Source organism: Desulfatiferula olefinivorans (assembly GCF_054657895.1).
In genome coordinates, this window is sequence record NZ_BAAHXV010000121.1 from 1 (window position 1) to 437 (window position 437).

Genomic DNA, 437 nt, shown 5'->3' on the forward strand with positions numbered 1-437 from the left:
CATCAAAAACCAAAAGGAGAGATTCTATGGAACAAATATTTTCAGCGTCGGTTCAATACGGCGATTTAAAAGGAACAGCAGCGGCTGATAAGGCAGATGGGCAGAATCTCTCTAAATGGTTGAAAGATAAAGGCTTAATTACTGATGATGAATTTGTACTGGCTATTTCCATGTCAGTTGGTGAAAACCACGGTATTCACCAAGACCCCGTATATGTGGATTTTTATGTTAGAAAGCTTGGCGGAGGTCAAACAGTACCAGAAGTAATAGAAGAATCTGGTGGTTCAATTGAGCTTAGACGCATTAATGTTGATATGAATATTTTAGACTTTCTCGCTTTATTCAAACGGCTTGAAATAACTTTATCTTCTAAAGGTATGTTGGAAAATAAAACAATAATAAGTCAATAATGCTAACAATTGCATGCAGGGGATTGC

At 36.8% G+C, this 437-nt stretch carries 1 protein-coding gene; it reads left to right on the forward strand.

Features of this window, described 5'->3' with window-relative positions; translation table 11 throughout:
• The coding region (locus ACYQ11_RS22140; RefSeq protein ID WP_459926011.1) for a hypothetical protein at positions 1-410 on the forward strand (410 nt) is incomplete at its 5' end.
• Positions 411-437: the final 27 nt, after the last annotated feature.